14 protein-coding genes and 2 tRNA genes are annotated in these 17,552 nt (G+C 69.3%); 11 read left to right on the top strand and 5 right to left on the bottom strand.

Annotated features, from left to right (window positions below; translation table 11 throughout):
- Positions 1-47: 47 nt before the first annotated feature.
- Complete coding sequence (locus ACWD5D_RS03545; protein ID WP_451371120.1) at positions 48-1,475, bottom strand: amino acid permease; 1,428 nt, start codon at positions 1,473-1,475, stop codon at positions 48-50.
- A gap of 246 nt (positions 1,476-1,721) precedes the next feature.
- On the opposite strand from ACWD5D_RS03545, the gene ACWD5D_RS03550 reads away from it, so the two are divergent.
- Positions 1,722-2,207 carry a ribose-5-phosphate isomerase gene (locus ACWD5D_RS03550; protein ID WP_451371121.1) on the top strand — a complete coding sequence of 162 codons (486 nt, stop codon included), beginning with the start codon at positions 1,722-1,724 and terminating at the stop codon, positions 2,205-2,207.
- 96 nt (positions 2,208-2,303) lie between these two features.
- Positions 2,304-3,113: an Fpg/Nei family DNA glycosylase gene (locus ACWD5D_RS03555; protein WP_451371122.1), complete on the top strand. Its 810-nt coding sequence runs from the start codon at positions 2,304-2,306 to the stop codon at positions 3,111-3,113.
- Between the two features lie 13 nt (positions 3,114-3,126).
- On the opposite strand, the gene ACWD5D_RS03560 is transcribed toward ACWD5D_RS03555, so the two are convergent.
- Positions 3,127-4,368, bottom strand: a complete 1,242-nt coding sequence (locus ACWD5D_RS03560; RefSeq protein WP_451371123.1) for a GNAT family N-acetyltransferase — start codon at positions 4,366-4,368, stop codon at positions 3,127-3,129.
- Between the two features lie 201 nt (positions 4,369-4,569).
- On the opposite strand from ACWD5D_RS03560, the gene ACWD5D_RS03565 reads away from it, so the two are divergent.
- Together ACWD5D_RS03565 and ACWD5D_RS03570 are read left to right on the top strand one after the other, a co-directional pair.
- Entirely contained in the window at positions 4,570-5,748 is a 1,179-nt protein-coding gene (locus ACWD5D_RS03565) for a PP2C family protein-serine/threonine phosphatase (protein WP_451371124.1), read from the top strand.
- Between the two features lie 247 nt (positions 5,749-5,995).
- Complete coding sequence (locus ACWD5D_RS03570; protein WP_451371125.1) at positions 5,996-6,484, top strand: HD domain-containing protein; 489 nt, start codon at positions 5,996-5,998, stop codon at positions 6,482-6,484.
- A 96-nt stretch (positions 6,485-6,580) separates the two neighbouring features.
- Here the strand turns inward: ACWD5D_RS03570 and ACWD5D_RS03575 are convergent, their stop codons facing one another.
- Complete coding sequence (locus tag ACWD5D_RS03575; RefSeq protein ID WP_451371126.1) at positions 6,581-7,774, bottom strand: acyltransferase family protein; 1,194 nt, start codon at positions 7,772-7,774, stop codon at positions 6,581-6,583.
- Between the two features lie 439 nt (positions 7,775-8,213).
- On the opposite strand from ACWD5D_RS03575, the gene ACWD5D_RS03580 reads away from it, so the two are divergent.
- Complete coding sequence (locus ACWD5D_RS03580) at positions 8,214-8,408, top strand: hypothetical protein (RefSeq protein WP_451371127.1); 195 nt, start codon at positions 8,214-8,216, stop codon at positions 8,406-8,408.
- Between the two features lie 146 nt (positions 8,409-8,554).
- Here ACWD5D_RS03580 and ACWD5D_RS03585 read toward each other — a convergent pair.
- Positions 8,555-8,625, bottom strand: a tRNA-Gly gene (locus tag ACWD5D_RS03585).
- Between the two features lie 161 nt (positions 8,626-8,786).
- Between ACWD5D_RS03585 and ACWD5D_RS03590 the strand changes: the two genes are divergently transcribed.
- The 5 genes from ACWD5D_RS03590 to clpX all read left to right on the top strand — a co-directional run bounded on the left by ACWD5D_RS03590 (position 8,787) and on the right by clpX (position 13,593).
- A tRNA-Pro gene (locus tag ACWD5D_RS03590) sits at positions 8,787-8,863 on the top strand.
- 177 nt (positions 8,864-9,040) lie between these two features.
- Positions 9,041-10,435, top strand: a complete 1,395-nt coding sequence (gene tig / locus ACWD5D_RS03595; RefSeq protein ID WP_451371128.1) for a trigger factor — start codon at positions 9,041-9,043, stop codon at positions 10,433-10,435.
- A gap of 363 nt (positions 10,436-10,798) precedes the next feature.
- Positions 10,799-11,404 carry an ATP-dependent Clp protease proteolytic subunit gene (locus ACWD5D_RS03600; RefSeq protein ID WP_451371566.1) on the top strand — a complete coding sequence of 202 codons (606 nt, stop codon included), beginning with the start codon at positions 10,799-10,801 and terminating at the stop codon, positions 11,402-11,404.
- A 69-nt stretch (positions 11,405-11,473) separates the two neighbouring features.
- Positions 11,474-12,136: an ATP-dependent Clp protease proteolytic subunit gene (locus ACWD5D_RS03605; RefSeq protein ID WP_451371129.1), complete on the top strand. Its 663-nt coding sequence runs from the start codon at positions 11,474-11,476 to the stop codon at positions 12,134-12,136.
- A gap of 170 nt (positions 12,137-12,306) precedes the next feature.
- Positions 12,307-13,593 carry an ATP-dependent Clp protease ATP-binding subunit ClpX gene (clpX, locus tag ACWD5D_RS03610; protein ID WP_451371130.1) on the top strand — a complete coding sequence of 429 codons (1,287 nt, stop codon included), beginning with the start codon at positions 12,307-12,309 and terminating at the stop codon, positions 13,591-13,593.
- Positions 13,594-13,676: 83 nt separating this feature from the next.
- Here clpX and ACWD5D_RS03615 read toward each other — a convergent pair whose 3' ends face one another.
- The gene (locus ACWD5D_RS03615) at positions 13,677-14,699 is read right to left on the bottom strand and encodes a hypothetical protein (RefSeq protein WP_451371131.1); all 1,023 of its coding nucleotides are present in this window, start codon (positions 14,697-14,699) and stop codon (positions 13,677-13,679) included.
- Positions 14,700-14,836: 137 nt separating this feature from the next.
- Here ACWD5D_RS03615 and ACWD5D_RS03620 point away from each other — a divergent pair, with 137 nt between their 5' ends.
- Positions 14,837-17,461, top strand: a complete 2,625-nt coding sequence (locus ACWD5D_RS03620; protein WP_451371132.1) for a valine--tRNA ligase — start codon at positions 14,837-14,839, stop codon at positions 17,459-17,461.
- The last annotated feature ends 91 nt before the right edge of the window (positions 17,462-17,552 follow it).

The following is a 17,552-nucleotide window of genomic DNA, read 5'->3' on the forward strand; positions in this document are numbered from 1 at the left end:
CGGGCCGAGCGGCCGTTCTGCTGCCTGTGAAGGAGACGAGGGGCCGCTCAGGCCGTCGGGACCTTCTCGGCCGCCTCGACCTCGGCCGTCTCGGGAGCGCGGTCCGCCGTCAGCTTCTGCTTCACGAAGGCGATCACCAGCACCAGCGCCGCCACGCCCAGCGACAGCAGCACGGTCGTACGGCCGCTGCTCTCGCCCTCGGTGTCGGTCAGCATGTAGCCGAGGACGAACACGATCATGGCGGCCGTCGCCCAGGTCAGGTACGGGTACAGCCACATCTTCACGACGAGCTTCTCCGGCGCCTCACGCTGGATGATCTTCCGCAGTCGCAGCTGCGAGAAGCAGATGACCAGCCACACGAACAGGGCGACCGCGCCCGAGGAGTTCAGCAGGAAGAGGAACACCGAGTCCGGGAACTCGTAGTTGAAGAAGACCGCCACGAAACCGAAGACGACGGACGAGAGGATCGCCGCCCGGGGCACACCGCGGGAGGTGGTGCGGGCGAACGCCTTGGGCGCGTCGCCGCGCCGGCCGAGCGAGAAGGCCATGCGGGAGGCGGTGTACAGGCCGGAGTTGAGGCAGGACAGCACCGAGGTCAGCACGATGAAGTTCATGATCTCGCCGGCGTGCGCGATACCGAGGGAGTCCAGGGCCGCGACGTAGGAGCCCTTGTCCTTGATGGAGGGGTCGTTCCACGGCACCAGGGAGACGACGATCAGGATCGAGCCCAGGTAGAAGACGCCGATGCGCCAGATGATGCTGTTGGTGGACTTGGTGACCGCACGCTGCGGGTTCTCCGACTCACCGGCCGCCAGGGTGGCGATCTCGCTGCCCATGAAGGAGAAGACGACCAGCAGCACACCGGTCAGGATCGAGCCGGGGCCGTGCGGCAGGAAGCCGCCGTGCGAGGTGAGGTTGGAGAAGCTCGCCTGGTCGGTGTGGGCGCCCGGCAGCACGCCGAAGATCGCCAGCGCGCCGACGGCGATGAAGGCGCCGATCGCCACGACCTTGATGCCGGCGAACCAGAACTCGAACTCGCCGTAGGAGCCGACGGAGACGAGGTTCGTGGCCGTCAGGACGGTCATCACGATCAGGGCCCAGCCCCACTGCGGGACGGCGGGTATCCAGCCCTCGAGGATCTTGGCTCCGGCGGTCGCCTCGACGGCGAGCACGACGACCCAGAAGAACCAGTAGAGCCAGCCGATGGAGAACCCGGCCCAGCGGCCGAGGGCACGGTCCGCGTGCGCGGAGAAGGAGCCGGAGGTCGGGTTGGCGGCGGACATCTCGCCGAGCATCCGCATCACGAGGACGACGAGGGTACCGACGAGGGCGTAGGACAGCAGGATGCCGGGGCCCGCGGTGGCGATGCCCGAGCTGGAGCCGACGAAGAGTCCGGCACCGATCACACCACCGATGGCGATCATCGTGAGGTGACGGTTCTTGAGGCCTGCTTGAAGTCCGGAACCAGGGGTCATGGACGGAATTCCTTTGAGCCGGTGGAGCGTTTCCCGCACCAGAGGGGGTGCCGTTGTGCGGCGAAGCGCGGGGTCCCGCACGAGCGGTGTACGAGTCGGTCCAGTGAATCTGAGGCGAATGAATTCGGGAACCTCTGAATCCGTATCGTTACTTGAGGTTGCCTTGAGGTTCAATGGTCTGGCTCACATACTTCCCGGCCACGCCCCGAAGCTGCTGCCCCGCAACAGGCGTGTCACACTCGTCCCATGCGCGTGTATCTCGGCTCCGACCATGCGGGCTTCGAACTCAAGAACCACCTCGTCGAGTGGCTCAAGGCGGCGGGACACGAGCCCGTCGACTGCGGGCCCCACATCTACGACGCCCAGGACGACTACCCGCCCTTCTGCCTGCGCGCCGCGGAGCGCACGGCGGCGGACCCCGACGCCCTCGGCATCGTGATCGGCGGCTCCGGCAACGGGGAGCAGATCGCCGCGAACAAGGTGAAGGGGGTGCGGGCCGCCCTCGCCTGGAGCGAGGAGACCGCGTCGCTCGGCCGGCAGCACAACAACGCCAACGTGGTGGCCGTGGGTGCGCGCATGCACTCCACCGAGGAGGCGACGAAGTTCGTCGAGACCTTCCTCAACACGCCGTTCTCCGGTGACGAGCGCCACATCCGCCGCATCGACATGCTCTCGGCCTACGAGACCACCGGCGACCTCCCGCCCATCCCGGCCCACCACCCCCAGCAGTAACACCGACCGCCCCGGGGGCCGGCCCCGGGGTGTCTCGACGTCCCGGCAAGTTCCGGCTGGTTCCGGCAAGCTCCGGCAAGAAAGGACAGCTCAGCCGTGCCGGAAGGGCACACGATCCATCGCCTGGCGCAGGACTACGCGGAGCGCTTCCAGGGCACCGTGCCCCGCCTCAGCAGCCCGCAGGGCAAGTTCTCCGACGCCGCGGCCCTCCTGGACCGCGCCGAGCTGACCCGGACCGAGGCCCACGGCAAGCACCTGTTCCTCGGCTTCCGCGAGGCCGACTGGATCCACATCCACCTCGGCCTCTTCGGCAAGGTGACCTTCGGCCCCGCTCCCGCGCCGCCGCCGACCGACACCGTCCGGCTGCGCCTCGCGAACGCGACGTCGTACGTGGACCTGCGCGGCCCCACCACCTGCGCGCTGATCACCCCCACCGAGAAGCAGGCGATACACGACCGCCTCGGCCCCGACCCCCTGCGCGAGGACGCCGACCCGGCCGCCGCCTACGCCCGCGTGCGCCGCAGCCGTACGACCATCGCCGCCCTGCTGATGGACCAGAAGATCATCGCCGGGGTCGGCAACGTCTACCGCGCCGAGGTCCTCTTCCGGCACGGCATCGACCCGTACCGCACCGGCAGGGACATCACCCCCGCCGAGTGGGACGCCGTCTGGGCCGACCTGGCGGAGCTGATGCGCGAGGGCGTCCGCCTGGGCCGCATCGACACCGTCCGTCCCGAGCACACCCCGGAGGCGATGAGCCGCCCGCCCCGCGTGGACGACCACGGCGGCGAGGTGTACGTCTACCGCCGGGCCACCCATCCCTGCCACATCTGCGGCACCGGGATCCGCACCGCCGACCTCGCCGCCCGCAACCTCTTCTGGTGCCCCACCTGCCAGAAACCCTGACCGGGCGGCGGCCCTAGAACCCGTACGGCAGCCACGGCACCACGGGCGAGCCGAAGGCCACCGACGCCTCCGCGAGCGCCCCGGGCCGCAGTTCGCGGACCCGCCCGGCCCGCGCCAGCGACAGCAGGGACACACCGCCGAGGTAGGACGCTCCCAACTCCCGTACGGACAGGGAGAGATCCGCCGCGTCCGAGGTCCGCTCGCAGGACGCCCCCTTCGCGTCCCCCGTCAGCCGCCACCGCCCCGCGTTCCAGGGGCAGAAGGCGTCCTCCACCTCGAACACGACGTCCACCGGCGCCTGGTAGCTCCGGGCCGACAGGGCGGCGCCGACGTCCACGAGACGGACGTACAGGCTGTCCCTCAGCCGCGTCCGGCAGCGCCGGATGTCGGAGACCAGGTACTGCCAGGCGTCGTCGACCGGGCGTGCCCGCAGCGTGAGGGTCGACATGAGGTCGATGCCGAACAGGAAGCGCCACAGCGCGGCGTCGGTCGCGGGGTCCAGCGCGGCCAGGTCCTCCAGTGTCACCGTGCCGTCGTGCCCGCTCGGCCCCCAGCCCAGCTTCGTGCGGAAGCGCGCGTACCCGGTGACCTCTCCGTCCCGCTCCGCGACCACGCACTGCAGCGCGGAGGCCCCGTCCCGCCCGCTCTCCGGGTCGAGCAGCACGGCCCGGTCCCAGCCGGGCAGCCGGGCCAGCATCCCGGGCCTGCGCGGCACCAGCGCCGCGTACACCGCCTCGCACGCGTCGAGCACGTCGGCCGGAGCCGCGTACCGCAGGCGCACCTCGTCGGTGCCGGCGGGAAGCGTCAGGGACGTCCGGGCGGTGTCGATCTCGGCCAGCAGCTGGAAGGTCCCGGCGGCGTACCCGAAGCGCCCGTAGATCTCCGGCTCGGAGGCGGTCAGCACGGCCAGGGGTTCGCCGAGGGCGTGCACGTCGTCCAGTTGGCGCCGCATCATCGAGGTCAGCACCCCGCGCCGCCGGTGCGTGGCGGCCACGCTCACCATCGTGACGCCCGCGGCGGGCACCACGGCCCCGCCCGGCACGGTCATGCGGAAGCTGAACGCCCCCGCCGTACCGACGATCGCGTCCCCGTCCCAGACGGCCATGGAACGGTCGAACTCCGTGACGGACCTGTCCAGTTCACGCTCCTCGGCGGGTGCCGGGCCGGCACCGAAGGCGCGGATCAGGCCGTCCCACCATGCGTCGAAGTCCTGCGGGCGCAGCACCCTCAACTCGGTCGCACGCTCAGTCCCCATGCGCCATGAGTACCAGCGCGGTGCGGGACGGGCCAGCGAATTTGTCCCGGGCGGCGACGCGGCGGCCTTCCGTGCCGTTCACTGTGAAGTCGAACCGTGAAGTCGAACCGTGAAGTCGAGCCGTGAAGTCGAGCCTCCCACGGGGGACAAGTGGGACCTCCCGTGCCAAGAGGCCGGTCCGATAGATAGGGTCCCGAACTAATGGCAGCAGGACGAGAGCGGCGCGCGAAGGCCGAGACGTTCACGGCCCGGTGCAGGATGCAGTGGCACCGGGCCCGCGTCGGCCTGCGCAAAAGCGCCGTCGACTACTTCCGCGGCGACGGTTCCGACTGGATCGCGCTGGCCGGCCTGCTGCTCGCCGTCCCCGTCCTCACGGGCATGACGCTCGCCAACTCGGTGTGGTGCTCCCCGGCCACCTTGGTGCTGCCGATCGTCGCCGGCGGCCTGCTGCTGCGCCCGGCCAGCCTGCTGGGCCTGTACGCGGCCGCGGCCACCGCTCTGATCGTGGAGTCGGTACGGCTCGGCCCGTACACGGAGGGGCCCGGGCGCGTCACCCCGGGCGTGGTCCTGGTGGTCGCCGCGTGCGGCTTCTTCGGACTGCTGACCGCGCAGTTCCGCAGCCGGGTCGGCGTGCCCTGGCGGCGCGGCGGCACCATGCTCTTCGACCTGCGCGAGCGGATCCGGGTGCAGAGCAAGCTGCCGAAACTGCCGCAGGGCTGGCATCGCGAGATGGCGCTGCGCCCGGCGGGCGGCCAGTCCTTCTCGGGCGACTTCGTCGTCGCGGCCCGGACCAACGGCGGCCGCACCCTGGAAGTCGTGCTGACGGACGTGTCCGGCAAGGGCATGGACGCGGCTTCGCGCGCCCTGCTGCTGTCGGGGGCGTTCGGCGGTCTGGTGGGCTCCCTCCCGCCGCACGCCTTCCTCCCGGCCGCCAACGGCTATCTGCTGCGCCAGGACTGGGACGAGGGCTTCGCCACCTCCATCCACCTGGTGCTGGACCTGGACTCCGGGGACTACGAGCTGTACTCCGCGGGCCATCCGCCGGGTCTGCAGCTGAGCGCGGGCAGCGGCCGCTGGGAGGAGAAGGCCGCCGAGGGCCCGCTGCTGGGTGTGTACGACGGTGCCCACTTCGACTCCGTGAAGGGCTCGCTGCGCCCCGGTGACGTGTTGATGCTGTTCACAGACGGTCTGGTGGAGACCTCCGACCGCGACATCGTCGAGGGCATCGACCGCCTCACCGGTGAGGCCGACCGCTATGTCGCCGGCGGCTTCCACGGCGCCGCCTGGCACCTCATCGAAGCGGTCGCGAAGGACGTCAACGACGACCGGGCGCTCCTGCTGATCAGCCGCGAGGGCCCCACGGCACAGGCCACCCGCTGAGCGCACCCCCGTCCCGGCTGCCCTTCCCCAAGAGCGGGTCATGGAACGGCGGAGGATTGACGCACGCGACGCACGCGGCGCACGCGGCGCACGCGACGCAGGCCGCGCGCGCGGCACCCACGCGGCGGCGTCGTCCGGGATGTGGGCGGGGGCGTGAACGACCCGCGGGTGACCCGGGTATGACCCGGGTGTGCGGCCTGGCGGACCATGTTCTATGTTGCACGGCAAAGTCGAGGGGGGAGCCGGTATGCCGCAGGACGCACGGCCCGTGCCGGTCATGACGCTCGTCGAGGTCGAGTCCGTCGCCCGTGCCGCGCACGCCGCGCAGCGGGACAAGGCCGGCCGGCCCTACGCGGAGCACCTGGCAGCCGTCGCCGAGGGCGTGCGGGTCCGCGGTGGGAGCGACGAACTCGTCGCCGCCGCCTGGCTGCACGACGCCCTGGAGGACGGCGTGCTGAGCGAGGAGTGGCTGGAGACGGCCGCGCTCGCGCAACGCACCAAGGACGTCGTACGGGCCGTGACCAAGCGGCCGGGCGAGGATCCGCGGGCGTACGCGCGGCGGATCCTGGCCACGCCCGGCGCCCGCCTGGTCAAGACGGCCGATCTCGCCCACAACGCCGATCCGTACCGCCTGGCCGCTCTCGACGAACCCACCGCCGAGCGCCTGAGGACGAAGTACGCCGCCATGCGGCAGTACCTCGGCCTCGACCCCGACGGCCTCGACCCGACCCGCTGAGCGTGCTCGCGGGCCTGCTCTGCGGCGGCCCCGGCCGGCGGACAACCGAAAGGGGGCGGGGACCCGAACGGTCCCCGCCCCCTTTCGGGAAGATCCTCAGCCCACCGGTGTCTTCTCGCGCTCCCGCGCCACCCGCACCGGGTCCTGCTTGAACGCCCAGTTCATCTTCGGCTCCATCGCGAACCGGAAGATCCGCCGCACGGGCCGGGTGCACAGCACGGTCACCGCGGCGGCGAAGGCGATGGTCACCGCGATCTCACCGAGCGGGCGGTGCAGGAAGGCGTGGTCGTACCAGCCCCGGTAGTCGGCGAACTTCACCAGGAAGCCGTGCAGCAGGTAGCCGTACAGCGTGCCGGCGCCGAGGGTCGTGAACCACATGGTGCGGCGCGGGACCCAGGCGAAGAAGCAGGCCGTCAGCAGCAGCGCGCAGCCCAGCATCGCCAGCACCATCACCGGGCCGCACCACCAGGGGGCGCCCAGCTCCTGCGCGGCGTCACGGTGGTAGAACCACGCGGTGCTCGTGCGCGGCACGGCCCACCAGCCGAAAGCCAGCGCCACCAGGAACACCGGCACCGAGGCGATCCGCACCCAGCGGCGGCGCACCAGTTGGAAGTGCTCGGGCTTCATGCACAGGCCGAGCACGAAGTACGGCAGGAACTGCAGGACGCGCTGGAGGTCGAAGTCGTCACCGATGCTGGGTGTGGCACTCGCCAGCATGGCCAGGCCGATGGCCAACGGCAGCGGCCGGCGCACCAGTTTCCAGATCGGCGTGGTCATCCGCCAGACGAACAGCGCGGCCAGGAACCAGGTCAGGTACCAGGGATCGAGGAGGCTGATCTCCTCGGGTGCTCCGCCGGCGACGAGGTTCCTGAAGAGCGAGTACGCCGTCTCGAAGAGGACGTACGGCACGACGACGCCGGTGAGCAGCCGCTTCAGCCGGTCCGGGCGCATGTCGAAACTGCGTGAGAAGTAGCCGGAGATGATGATGAACGCCGGCATGTGGAAGCTGTACACGACCGTGTACATGGCCTCCAGGATCCGGCTGTCACCCTTCAGCGGCTCCCACGAGTGCCCCATCGCGACGAGCACGACCGCAAGGTACTTGGCGTTGTCGAAGAACGCATCGCGCTGTTTGCCCGGTCTGCCCGCCTCCGTCCCCGCCTGCCGCGTACTCACCCGGGGCTCCTGTGTGTTCACCGGGATACGCGGACTGGGCGCTCCGTCCGCCGGCGACTGTGCCGGGGGGAGCGGCCTGCGGTTCTGGCCGGAGGACGAGGCGGCGTCAAACATCTCAGGCACCCTAGTGTCGTCTGAGGGATTTCGTAAAACCCTGGCGGTCATTCCTGGTTATCGCCTTCGACTACCCCCTTATTTACATAACTTGCCTGTGCTGTTCACGTGATGGTGGGCACAGAGATCCCCGCCGTTCACCCATGATGTCCGCATTCGTCCCGACAGATGAGGGCATACGTGGCCTCGGTGTCCTCAATTCGAATTACCTGAGCACACGATGTGTGGACGTGGAAACGAACGTGCCCAATTACCCGCGGAGTCGGGCGCGCGGGCCGCGTCGAATTACTGTGCGGGGCGTCGCCGGGGACGGGCGGCCGGCCGACGATGCGTCACGGGCCGCATACGCCGGGCGGGTTGGTGGCACGATGGTTCTGGCGGGGGGTGCGGGCCGCACCTCCGGGCCGGGAGAGCGGACCGACCGAGGGTGTGATCAGTTGTGGCCATTTCACTGTCTGTGGTGGTGCTGTTGGCGATCATCCTGGTGGTGTTGATCAGAGGGGGGAGCATCAAACCGGGCCCCGCCGTCGTGGCGGCCCTCTTCGGCTTCTTCCTCGCCTCTACCGGCATGGCGCCGTCCATCAACCGCTTCCTGAACTCGATAGCGGAGACGATCAACTCGATCCGGTTCTGATCGGGGTCACGGGAAACGTCGAGCCCCGGGCGTCGGTCGGGGCCGGGGCCGGAAACGATCAGCGTCGGAAAAGCGATCAGGACGCCGGGAAAACCATCAGGGCCTGACCGGAGGAAGATCCTCCGGCCAGGCCCTGAGCCGTACAGAGCGGGCGACGGGAATCGAACCCGCGTAGCTAGTTTGGAAGACTAGTGCTCTACCATTGAGCTACGCCCGCAAGACTGCGCCGCAGGTCGGTGACCGCGGCACTGCACGCATCGTAGCGGGTCCGCCGCCGCGGAGGCGAACGTGTTGTGCTGCGGGGGTGCCGCACGTGCCGTCGCAGGTAATACAACCGACGCATCCGTTCTGGGCATGTACCCTACGTCTCGCACCAGACGGGGTGTGGCGCAGCTTGGTAGCGCGTCCGCTTTGGGAGCGGAAGGCCGTGGGTTCAAATCCCGCCACCCCGACCACCGACTCACGGCACGTGGTGATCGCCTTTTGGGGCGCCGACCGGCTGCGGTTACTATGCAAGCTGCGCGCCCGTGTGCCCCGGCCCTCCTGGCCTACGTACCCCTCCGGGCGATCAATCCGCCGGAGCTGTCTGGCTCCGGCAGAACCCAAGAAGTCAGCCACAAGGAGACCGAACCGTGAAGAGCGCCGTGGAGACCCTGAACCCGACCCGGGTTCGGCTCACTGTCGAGGTGCCCTTCGAGGAGCTCAAGGACAGCCTCGACGCGGCGTACAAGAAGATCAACCAGCAGGTCACGGTGAAGGGCTTCCGCAAGGGCAAGATCCCCGCCCGGGTCATCGACCAGCGGTTCGGTCGTGGCGCCGTGCTCGAGGAGGCCGTCAACGACGCGCTTCCGAAGTTCTACACCGAGGCGGTCAACGAGGCCGAGCTCAGCCCGCTGGGCCAGCCCGAGGTCGACATCACCGAGCTGAAGGACGGCGAGACGCTGAACTTCACCGCCGAGGTCGACATCCGCCCGGCCCTGGAGATCCCGGACTACTCCGGCATCGAGGTCGAGGTCGACGCCGTCGAGGTGAGCGACGAGGACATCGAGAAGTCGGTCGAGCAGCTCCGCGAGCGCTTCGCCTCCACCTCCCCGGTGGAGCGCGCCGCCGAGGACGGCGACGTCGTCACCGTGGACCTGGAGGCCAAGGTCGACGGCGAGGTCCTCGAGGACGGCGTCGCCGAGGGCGTCTCCTACACCATCGGCTCCGGCGAGCTGCTGGACGGCATCGACGACGCCGTGAAGGGCCTGGAGGCCGGTGGCGAGGCCACCTTCACCTCCGAGCTCAAGGGCGGCTCGGCCGCGGGCAAGGAGTCCGAGGTCACTGTCAAGGTCACCCAGGTCGCCGCCCGTGAACTGCCCGCGCTGGACGACGAGTTCGCGCAGCTCGCCTCCGAGTTCGACACCCTGGACGAGCTCAGGGCCGACAGCCGCAAGCGCCTGGCCAACATGAAGCAGTACGACCAGGCCACCCAGGCCCAGGAGCGCGTCCTGGACAAGCTCCTCGAGCTGGTCGAGGTCCCGGTCCCCGAGAAGCTGCTCGAGGACGAGATCAACACCCGCAAGCACAACCTGGAGCACCACCAGCTCGGCCAGATGGGCCTGACCCTCGACAAGTACCTGGAGATCCAGGGCAAGACCGCCGAGGAGTTCGAGACCGAGACCCGCGATGCCGCGGTCAAGGGCATCAAGACCCAGTTCGTCCTCGACGAGCTGGTCAAGAAGGAGAACCTCAACGTCAACCAGGAGGAGCTCACCGAGCACCTCATGCGGCGTGCGGCCTCCTCCGGCATGTCCCCCGACCAGTTCGCCCAGGCCGTCGTCGAGGGCGGCCAGGTGCCGCTGCTCGTCGGCGAGGTCGCCCGCGGCAAGGCCCTGGCCCTCGTGGTCGAGGCCGCCACGGTGAAGGACACCAACGGCGAGGTCGTCGACCTGGACGACGAGGAGGAGGAGACCGAGGCCGCCGTCGAGACGGCCGAGGCCGCGGAAGGCTCCTCCGAGGACGCCGAGGACAAGACCGAGGGCTGAGCCCCACGGCGCCTCTGACGCGCTTCCGACGGGCCCTGGGGACCATCCCCGGGGCCCGTTCGCCATACCGGGCCGACTGGCCGCCCTGAAGGGGCCGGAGGATCCTGTACCGAGACGAGCAGCCGACCCGAAGGGGCGCGGGGAACCGCGCGACCGGCCACGATCGGACCCGCACGCGCCGACGCACCGCACACGCGACGACGAGTGGGCACCCGGCACCCGCCGGAGCCGCTACGCCCCCGGCGAACACCCGCATTCCCGGGATTCTCCGAAGGGACCGTCGCGTTAGGGTCCATGAAAGGCAGAACAATGAGACGGCCCGGCGCCGTCGTAAGACGAGCAGGTGGATACGTGACGAATCTGATGCCCTCCGCCGCCGGCGAGCCTTCCATCGGTGGTGGCCTCGGTGACCAGGTCTACAACCGGCTGCTCAACGAGCGGATCATCTTCCTCGGCCAGCAGGTCGACGACGACATCGCCAACAAGATCACCGCGCAGCTGCTGCTCCTCGCCGCCGATCCGGACAAGGACATCTACCTCTACATCAACAGCCCCGGCGGCTCGGTGACGGCCGGCATGGCGATCTACGACACCATGCAGTACATCCCGAACGACGTGGTCACGATCGGCATGGGCATGGCGGCCTCGATGGGCCAGTTCCTGCTCACCGGCGGCACCGCCGGCAAGCGCTTCGCCCTGCCGCACACGGACATCATGATGCACCAGGGCTCCGCGGGCCTGGGCGGTACGGTCTCGGACATCAAGATCCAGGCCCAGTACCTGCTGCGCACCAAGAAGACCATGTCCGAGCTCACCGCGCTGCACTCCGGCCAGACCGTCGAGACGATCATCCGCGACGGCGACCGCGACCGCTGGTTCACCCCGCAAGAGGCCAAGGAGTACGGTCTCATTGACGAGATCATCACGCACGCCTCGGGTGTTCCGGGAGGCGGCGGCACCGGTGCCTGACCGGCCCGGCCGCGCCACGCACCGCCACGCCCCCAGCCCCCAGAACGCCACCAGGACGGTGAACATCCCATGAGCAACCTCTCCGCCGCCAGCGGCATGTACGAAGGGCCCCGCCCCGACAGCCGCTACGTCATCCCGCGCTTCGTCGAGCGCACCTCCCAGGGCATCCGTGAGTACGACCCGTACGCGAAGCTCTTCGAGGAGCGCGTGATCTTCCTGGGCGTCCAGATCGACGACGCCTCCGCCAACGACGTCATGGCGCAGCTGCTGTGCCTGGAGTCGATGGACCCGGACCGGGACATCTCGATCTACATCAACAGCCCCGGTGGCGACATGACCGCCCTGACGGCGATCTACGACACGATGCAGTTCGTGAAGCCCGACATCCAGACGGTCTGCATGGGCCAGGCGGCCTCCGCCGCGGCGATCCTGCTGGCCGCCGGTACGCCGGGCAAGCGCATGGCGCTGCCGAACTCCCGTGTGCTGATCCACCAGCCGGCCGGCTCCACCGGCCGCGGTCAGCTCTCGGACCTGGAGATCATCGCCAACGAGTTCACCCGGATGCGTGAGCAGCTGGAGAACATGCTGGCCAAGCACACCAACCGGCCGATCGAGAAGATCCGCGAGGACATCGAGCGCGACAAGATCCTCACGGCCGAGGAGGCGCTGGAGTACGGCCTCGTCGACCAGATCATCTCCACCCGCAAGATGAACAACGAGTCGGTTCGCTGACCCTGGCACTGCACTCGCAGGCCCCCTTGGCAGGAGTCACGTCAAAGTGAACCCTGCCAAGGGGGACCCGAACACAGGGCCAGGCAAGGTACCGTCGGACATAAGGCAGCACCAGGAGCCGCTGGACTCGAAAGCGTCCGGGCGTCTCCCAGGCGAAGGGGAAGCACACCGTGGCACGCATCGGTGACGGCGGCGATCTGCTCAAGTGCTCGTTCTGCGGCAAGAGCCAGAAGCAGGTCAAGAAGCTCATCGCAGGTCCCGGTGTGTACATCTGCGACGAGTGCATCGATCTCTGCAACGAGATCATCGAGGAAGAGCTCGCGGAGACCAGCGAGGTGCGCTGGGAGGAGCTGCCGAAGCCCCGCGAGATCTACGAGTTCCTCGAGGGCTACGTGGTCGGCCAGGAGGCCGCCAAGAAGGCCCTGTCGGTCGCGGTGTACAACCACTACAAGCGCGTCCAGGCCGGTGAGAACGGCGGCGCCCAGAACCGCGACGACGCCATCGAGCTGGCGAAGTCCAACATCCTGCTGCTCGGCCCCACCGGCTCCGGCAAGACACTGCTGGCCCAGACCCTGGCCCGCATGCTGAACGTCCCCTTCGCCATCGCCGACGCGACGGCGCTGACGGAGGCGGGCTACGTGGGCGAGGACGTCGAGAACATCCTCCTGAAGCTCATCCAGGCGGCCGACTACGACGTCAAGAAGGCCGAGACCGGGATCATCTACATCGACGAGATCGACAAGGTCGCCCGCAAGAGCGAGAACCCGTCGATCACCCGCGACGTCTCCGGCGAGGGTGTCCAGCAGGCGCTCCTGAAGATCCTCGAGGGCACCACGGCCTCGGTCCCGCCCCAGGGCGGCCGCAAGCACCCCCACCAGGAGTTCATCCAGATCGACACGACGAACGTCCTGTTCATCGTGGGCGGCGCGTTCTCCGGGCTTGAGAAGATCATCGAGGCGCGTGCGGGCGCCAAGGGCATCGGCTTCGGCGCCACGATCCTCTCCAAGCGCGAGCTGGAGGAGAAGGACGTCTTCGAGGACGTCATGCCGGAGGACCTGGTCAAGTTCGGCATGATCCCCGAGTTCATCGGCCGGCTGCCGGTCATCACCTCGGTCCACAACCTCGACCGCGAGGCCCTGCTCCAGATCCTCGTCGAGCCCCGCAACGCGCTCGTCAAGCAGTACCAGCGCCTCTTCGAACTCGACGGCGTGGAGCTGGACTTCGAGCGCGAGGCCCTGGAGGCCATCGCCGACCAGGCCATCCTCCGCCAGACCGGCGCCCGCGGCCTGCGCGCCATCATGGAGGAAGTCCTCATGTCCGTGATGTACGAGGTCCCGTCCCGCAAGGACGTCGCCCGCGTCGTCATCACGGCGGACGTGGTCCACTCCAACGTGAACCCGACCCTGATCCCCCGCGACGCCCGCGGCCGCGGAACGGGCGAGCAGAAGACGGCGTAGTCCGCACAGGCCCATGTGACGGACCCATGGGAAGGGGCCCCGGTCGACCGACCGGGGCCCCTTCGCCGTTGTCGCCGTCCGCGTCAGGCCTTGACGCGAACCGCGTCGCGGAACTTGGCCGTCAACTCGGCGTCGGCGGCCGGGTCGCTGTTCCTGCCGGCCGCCATGGTGGCGAAATCCATGGGCATGACGAGACCGAGCGTGCTGTGGTCGCCCCAGATGCAGATCGTCATGTGCATCTCCTTGGGACCACCGGACGACCCGGTGCTGTCGGAGGTGTCGGCCTTGGCCTGCTGGCACTTCAGGACCGCGCCGTCGAGCGAGGACGGCGTGTACGCCTTCGGCTCGCCCTCCAGGGCGTACTTCTGTTCCTTGTCCTTGCTGCCCTCGTCCTTCATGGTGGCGAACATCGCGTCGACGGTCTTCTCGGGATCGTCGATCGTGCCGTAGACGCCGCCGAACTGGATCATCTTCTGGCTCAGCGGATTGCTCTCGTCCCCGGCCTTGTACTGGGCGCTGATGTCCTTGGGGTTGTGCACCCCCCACTTCTCGGCGTCCTTCATGTCGGAGTCCGTCATGGTGCCGCTGTCGCCGTCACCCTTCTTGTACTCCGTCAGCACGGTCGCCGGGGTGACCAGCTTGTGCGGGCCGTCGTCCGCGACGCTGCTGCCACCGGACCCGCTGAACACGAAGTACGCACCGACGGCGATCGCGGCCACCACGGCCACGGCACCGATGATCAGGGCCGTCTTCTTGCCGCCGCCACCGGCGGCCGGCGGCTGCGGGGCGCCGTAGGGCTGCTGGCCGTAGGGCGGCTGCTGGCCGTACGGGGGCTGCGGGGGCATGCCCTGCTGCTGCGGATAGCCGTAGCCGGGCTGCGGGGCGGCCGGAGGAGCCTGCTGGGGGTAGCCGTAGCCGGGCTGGGGAGTCCCCGGCTGCTGGCCGTAGCCGGGCTGCGGTGCCTGCGGCTGCTGGCCGTAGGGTCCCGGCTGGCCGTAGGGACCCGGCTGCTGGGGCTGGCCGTAGGGACCCGGCTGCCCCGGCTGGCCGTACGGTCCCGGCTGCTGGGGCGGACCACCGTACGGGCCCGGCTGGTTGTCGCTCATTCCTGGGTTCCCCTCCAGATGCTTATGTCTTCCTGACATCCTGAACCAGGCCCGGGAATCTCACGGCACCGGGGGTCTCACCGTTACGGAACAAACGCGTTTCGGGACCACCCCGTGACACCTCTAAACTGACTCCCGTGACCGAGAACGCTCAGCAGCAGCCAACCGCGCCCGACACCGAACTGCCGACCCAGTACGCGCCGGCCGATGTAGAGGGGCCGCTGTACGAGCGCTGGGTGGAGCGCGGTTACTTCGAGGCGGACGAGAAGAGTGACAAGCCGCCGTTCACCGTCGTCATCCCGCCGCCCAACGTCACCGGCAGCCTCCACCTGGGCCACGCCTTCGAGCACACGCTCATCGACGCGCTGACCCGCCGTAAGCGCATGCAGGGTCACGAGACCCTGTGGCAGCCCGGCATGGACCACGCCGGCATCGCCACCCAGAACGTCGTCGAGCGCGAGCTGGGCAAGGAGGGCAAGTCCCGCCACGACCTGGGCCGCGAGGCCTTCGTCGAGCGCGTCTGGCAGTGGAAGGGCGAGTCCGGCGGCCAGATCAGCGGTCAGATGCGCCGCCTGGGCGACGGCGTCGCGTGGTCGCGCGAGCGCTTCACCATGGACGAGGGCCTGTCCCAGGCCGTCCAGACCATCTTCAAGCGCCTGTACGACGACGAGCTGATCTACCGCGCCGAGCGCATCATCAACTGGTGCCCGCGCTGTCTGACGGCCATCTCCGACATCGAGGTCGAGTACCAGGACGACGACGGCGAGCTCGTCTCCATGAAGTACGGCGAGGGGGACGACACCATCGTCGTCGCCACCACCCGCGCCGAGACGATGCTCGGTGACACGGCCGTCGCCGTCCACCCCGAGGACGAGCGCTACAAGCACCTGGTCGGCAAGCTCATCAGGCTGCCGCTGACCGACCGTTCCATCCCGGTCGTCGCCGACGAGCACGTCGACCCCGAGTTCGGCACCGGCGCCGTCAAGGTGACGCCCGCCCACGACCCGAACGACTTCGAGATCGGCCAGCGTCACGACCTGCCGGCCATCACCGTCATGGACGAGCACGCCGTCATCACCGTCCACGGCCCCTTCCAGGGCATGGACCGGCTCGAGGCCCGCTCCGCCATCGTCGCAGCGCTGCGCGCCGAGGGCCGGATCGTCGCCGAGAAGCGGCCCTACGTCCACTCCGTCGGCCACTGCTCGCGCTGCAAGACCACCATCGAGCCGCGCCTTTCCATGCAGTGGTGGGTCAAGGTCGGCCCGCTGGCGAAGGCGGCGGGCGACGCCGTCCGCGACGGCCGCGTCAAGATCCACCCGCAGGAGATGGAGAAGCGGTACTTCGACTGGGTCGACAACCTCCACGACTGGTGCATCTCGCGGCAGTTGTGGTGGGGCCACCGCATCCCGGTCTGGTACGGCCCGGACGGCGAGGTCCGCTGCGTCGGCCCCGACGAGGAGCCGCCGGCCGGCGAGGGCTGGCACCAGGACACCGACGTCCTCGACACCTGGTTCTCCTCCGGCCTGTGGCCCTTCTCCACGCTGGGCTGGCCCGAACAGACCGAGTCGCTCGCGAAGTTCTACCCGAACTCCGTCCTGGTCACCGGCTACGACATCCTCTTCTTCTGGGTCGCCCGGATGATGATGTTCGGCCTGTACGCGATGGACGGCACCCCGCCGTTCCACACCATCGCCCTGCACGGCATGGTCCGCGACCAGTTCGGCAAGAAGATGTCGAAGTCCTTCGGCAACGCGGTCAACCCGCTGGACTGGATGGACAAGTACGGCAGCGACGCCCTCCGCTTCACCCTCGCGCGCGGCGCCAACCCCGGCGTCGACGTCCCGATCGGCGAGGACTGGGTCCAGGGCTCCCGCAACTTCGCCAACAAGATCTGGAACGCGACCCGCTTCGCGCTGATGAACGGCGCGACGGTCGAGGGCCCGCTGCCCGAGCCGTCGGCCATGTCGGCCACGGACCGCTGGATCCTCTCGCGCCTCAATTCGACGGTCGCCGAAGTCGACGCGTACTACGAGGACTTCCAGTTCGCCAAGCTCTCCGACGCCCTCTTCCACTTCGCGTGGGACGAGGTCTTCGACTGGTACGTCGAGCTGTCCAAGACGACGTTCCAGGCGGGCGGCGAGCCGGCCGAGGTCAGCAAGCGGGTCCTCGGCGAGGTCCTCGACGTCACCCTCAAGCTGCTGCACCCGGTGGTCCCGTTCGTCACGGAGACCCTGTGGACGACGCTGACGGGCGGTGAGTCGCTGGTCGTCGCCGAGTGGCCGAACGACTCGGGCTTCCGCGACGCCGACGCCGAGCGGGAGATCGAGACCCTCCAGTCGGTCATCACCGAGGTCCGCCGCTTCCGCGCCGACCAGGGCCTCCAGCCCGGCCAGCGCGTCCCGGCCCGCCTGGCCCTGGACGGCACGGCCCTGGCGCCGCACGAGGCCGCCATCCGCCAGCTGCTGCGCCTGCAGCCGGAGGGCGAGTCCTTCGCGGCGACGGCGACCCTCCCGGTCGCCGGTGCCGAGGTGGCGCTGGACCTCTCCGGCACCATCGACGTCGCCGCCGAGCGCAAGCGCCTCGCGAAGGACCTCGCCGCCGCCGAGAAGGAGAAGGCCCAGGCCAACGCCAAGCTCGGTAACGAGGCCTTCCTGGCCAAGGCCCCGGATCACGTGGTCGACAAGATCCGCACCCGCCTGGCCAAGGCGGACGAGGACATCACCCGCATCCAGGCCCAGCTGGACCGCCTGCCGCAGGCGTAGGTCGTGCTACCTGGCTGAGGACCCCCGGCGCGTGGGGAGCGCCGGGGGCTTTCAGCTCCCTGGGGACGCGGGGCTCCATCCGTATGCGGCT

It is taken from the genome of Streptomyces sp. NPDC002520 (assembly GCF_053595235.1).